Source organism: Acinetobacter sp. UBA2063 (assembly GCF_002333245.1).
In the GTDB taxonomy this organism is placed as follows: Bacteria; Pseudomonadota; Gammaproteobacteria; order Pseudomonadales; family Moraxellaceae; genus Acinetobacter; species Acinetobacter parvus.
In genome coordinates this window covers 2,319-6,185 of sequence record NZ_DDAH01000180.1, presented here as the reverse complement: position 1 = coordinate 6,185, position 3,867 = coordinate 2,319, and the positions used below count along the sequence as shown (strand labels likewise).

General features: G+C 39.8%; 4 protein-coding genes and 1 pseudogene. 3 read left to right on the top strand and 2 right to left on the bottom strand.

The window, feature by feature from the left end; genetic code table 11:
* Positions 1 to 391: 391 nt before the first annotated feature.
* Complete coding sequence (locus tag B4H32_RS08835; RefSeq protein ID WP_004756834.1) at positions 392 to 946, bottom strand: peptidylprolyl isomerase; 555 nt, start codon at positions 944 to 946, stop codon at positions 392 to 394.
* A 137-nt stretch (positions 947 to 1,083) separates the two neighbouring features.
* Entirely contained in the window at positions 1,084 to 2,154 is a 1,071-nt protein-coding gene (locus B4H32_RS08830) for an alpha/beta hydrolase (protein WP_010589408.1), read from the bottom strand.
* Between the two features lie 410 nt (positions 2,155 to 2,564).
* Here B4H32_RS08830 and B4H32_RS08825 point away from each other — a divergent pair.
* The 3 genes and pseudogenes from B4H32_RS08825 to B4H32_RS12845 form a co-directional block, all read left to right on the top strand.
* Positions 2,565 to 2,894, top strand: a pseudogene (locus B4H32_RS08825) (LysR substrate-binding domain-containing protein); the annotation flags it as partial.
* Positions 2,895 to 3,053: 159 nt separating this feature from the next.
* Positions 3,054 to 3,599: a nucleotide exchange factor GrpE gene (gene grpE / locus B4H32_RS08820; protein ID WP_004683857.1), complete on the top strand. Its 546-nt coding sequence runs from the start codon at positions 3,054 to 3,056 to the stop codon at positions 3,597 to 3,599.
* 149 nt (positions 3,600 to 3,748) lie between these two features.
* The coding region (locus B4H32_RS12845) for an Hsp70 family protein (RefSeq protein WP_414630960.1) at positions 3,749 to 3,867 on the top strand (119 nt) is incomplete at its 3' end.

The following is a 3,867-nucleotide window of genomic DNA, read 5'->3' as shown; positions in this document are numbered from 1 at the left end:
TTGGCTCATCAATTTTCTGACTAAAAATTCGCTCAAATAAACTTCGAGAAATTTCTACCATTCAATCAATGATAATATATCGATCAATCAATCAGTAAAAATCCACACAAGTTGTTCTTCTATTCTCTTAATGATCTTCTCACCGCTTCGTCAGCGATAAGTAAACGCAATGAATATCTAGCAACTTAACCGTTAAAGCTAAGTTCTTTTGCTTCATTGCGTTGGGATGTATGCATTATAGGAGATTTTTTTTGGTGCGCAAGTGTTTTCAAAGCACTGTTTTATTGAGTGTTGTTTTTTTACTCATAAAAATGTTTATATTTACCGCTATTTTATTTCATTTATATGAAAATAAAGCAGAAATATTTTATTTATATTTCTGCTTTGCTTTTTACTTTTTGTGTTTTATCTGAACACTGATAATTTTAATTGGTTGTTTTGGTACATTCTGGTGCATTCCATAGTTTCCAGTAGGTACTTTTACAATTTTATCGACAATGTCCATTCCCTTGGTGACTTTACCAAATACCGCATAACCTGCATCCATCGTTGAACGGTTGAGGAAGTTATTGTCAGCGACATTAATAAAGAACTGGCTTGTTGCAGAATTGGGATCACTGGTACGTGCCATTGCCAAAGTACCACGATTATTTTTCAGGCCATTAATCGCTTCATTTACAATAGGGGCCTTTGTGGTCTTCTCAATCATGTTTACATCCATGCCGCCACCCTGAATCATGAAACCTGGAATAACGCGATGAAAAATTGTTCCTGAATAGAAGTTACTCTTCACATAATTTTCAAAGTTCTTTGCTGATATAGGTGCCTGATCATCATATAGTTCTATTTCAATCGTCCCCATACTGGTTTTCATATCGACCAGCGTATTTGCAAATAAAGAACCACTTGCCAGAATTAGACTTGTTGCAATGAACAGCTTTTTCATAATTGCTTTTCTCGACCTGTAAAATAGATTTGTTGTAGCCCATCATCTTATGTTTTGCAAATCCATTTTTGCTATTTTTATTTGTTGTCTACAATAAAACACCCATGTTCCACGTGGAACATAGGTTCATACTTGAATTAACTATGCTTGTCCCAAAACTTCCTGAAATTTTTCGCAATCTCGATGGTGTTACGTTTTGCCTTGCTGGAAATTGGCGTGATATTGATAAAGCCATGACTCTGGTCTGGGTAGTCCACATACTGGACCTTGACGCCATTCTGTCTGAGTTTGTGGCTATAAATCTCACCTTCATCATGCAGCAAGTCATGTCCAGCAGTAAGGACATAGGCAGGCGCCAGTTTTTTAAGATTGCCATAGGTGGGAGAAACAAGGGGATTATCCAAAGCAACATTGTGCTGGGTTGCATAGTATTCGGTCACGTAATCGACATCCTTACTGGTAAGGACCAAGCCCTGACCATAGGCATAGAAAGATGGGTGACGACTTTTGAAGTCAACCGTAGGATAGATGAGTAATTGTGCCTGTGGTGCATAGGATTTTCCAGCAGCGTGCTGTGCAACGACGGTACTGATATTACCCCCTGCGCTGTCGCCCGCCACAGCAATACGGTTTTTATAAATTTTAAGTTGACGGCGGTTCTGGTAAGCCCACGCCAAGGCGTCCTCACAGGATTGAATCAATTGTTGTGGTGATGCCTCAGGGGCAAGGGGATAGTCAATACTGAGCACCTGTACTTTTGCATACTTGGCAATAAGGCGACAGACTTCATCATGGGTATCCAAGCCACCCACCACAAACCCACCTCCATGATAGTAGACAATCATTGGGAGTTTTCTATTGGGAGCGGGATGGTAGTGTCTCGCAAATACGGTTCCGCTTTGTAAAGGTAGGCGGATATCTTCAACAGATTCAATAGAGGTTGGTTTATTTAGGATCGCAAGCATTTGTGCATCGAACTGTCGTCTTGATTCAATCGGATCATCACCAATAAAGCCTATACGTCCCTGCTTGATCTGAGCGGCCACAATACATTTGGTAAATGCGTCCAGGTCTGGATATTGGTAAGGGTATCCTAAAATCCTGGCTATCGACTCTTGTACAATCTTGGGCAGCTTATCAAGTGCTCGTGCAGCAGGACCTTGTCTTTTATCTAAAAGTGTTTGAATTTTCTGAGGTAATGCTGACACGTTTTTCCCCTGTTCCGCTCTGTCCATTGTTCTTGTCCTCTTTGACTATATGCCTGAATAAAGTCATAGATCAAGATCAAGCATTTAAAAAATATCTTGTAAACTAAAGGTCATATCTGAAAAAGTCATTAACCATTTTGCTTATCTATACCTGCTTTTTATGTCAATAAAAGTGATTTGCTTCATATATTTCCCCTCAATAACATCGAATACAAACTTTTTGTCTGTAGGGCAACATCATTGCGGTTTTGCCTATCAAGGCTTAGTATTGATTTGTTTGTCTCCTCTAATAGGAAACACTTTAAATTGCAATTATTGCTGAATAAAAACCCTGGATTAAGATAAATGTTGCACATCTTACAACAATCATAATAAACACGGATACCTTAAAAGCCATTCAGGTCTTTGTCTGCCTTGCCCATCATACCTATAACCAGTACTGGACCCTGTTTGATACAGATCAGCAACCGCAAAACTATCCATTAAATGTTACGTTCAAAAGCAATGATGTGATTGCACTTTATCAGATCTGCTTCAAGGCGCAGGGCGTTGCCATGCTGCCCATCCTGCTGGTGCGACAGGATATTGCACAACAACGTTTGCAACAAGTATTTACAGATTTTTCTGCACCTAACCTCGTCGTTAGTCTATCATCAAGGCAACATTTACCGAAAATCACACAAGAATTTATTGCTTTTGTCATCGAAAACTTAAATTTTTACTTAAATCAGCATAATTAAAAGATTTAAATGAACCTGAACGCTTGAATTTTGTCGTGTTGCCCATACCTCATCCGTATCTATGAATGACCAATATGTGGCAGTTCAGGTTTAACCCGATGAGCACTTATGCCAAAAGGGCTGTACATGTTTGAGAACTTTTTTAAACGGAGATCATCAATGGCTAATGAGCACAATGAGCAAGCTCAAGACATTCAAAATGAGCAACAAACTGAACAAACTCAAGCTGAAAGTGTAGAGCAGGCAAACGAGCTTAGCGTTGAAGATTTACAGGCTCAGATTAGCAAGCTTGAAGAAAGCCTGAAACTTGAAAAGGTGCGTACCGCAAATGCTGTGTATGAGGCACAAAAAAGTGTGGAGCGTATCCAGCGTGAATCGGAAAAGCACAAAGATACGGTGCTGGAAAAGTTTGCAAAAGAGTTGTTGGATTCTGTCGACAACCTTGAACGTGCGATTCAGGCGGCTGGTGAAGAACAGACACCTGTACTCGAAGGCGTGAAATTGACCCTGAAATCGCTTTTGACCACACTGGAAAAATTTGGCGTGGTTAAGGCAAATACCCAAAATGGCTTCAATGCCGACTTACACCAAGCGGTAGGTATCGATCCAGATGCCAAGGCCAATGAGATTGGTACGGTGTTGCAGAAAGGCTATACCCTGAATGGACGTTTACTTCGTCCTGCGATGGTGATGGTAGGTCAATAATGCGTGTGAGCAAGCGTTTTTTGCTCAAAAATGCAGAAATTTGAGAGTTTTTTGATTTTTTTTCATAAAAATGCTTGAAAAAAACCGATTGACTCTCATATCGAATAACAAGCAAAACATTGCAACAAAATTTTAGAGGAACACACCAAATGGCGAAAATTATTGGTATTGACTTAGGTACTACCAACTCATGTGTTGCTGTACTTGAAGGCGATAAAGTAAAAGTAATCGAAAACGCTGAAGGCGCACGTACAACTCCATCGATCAT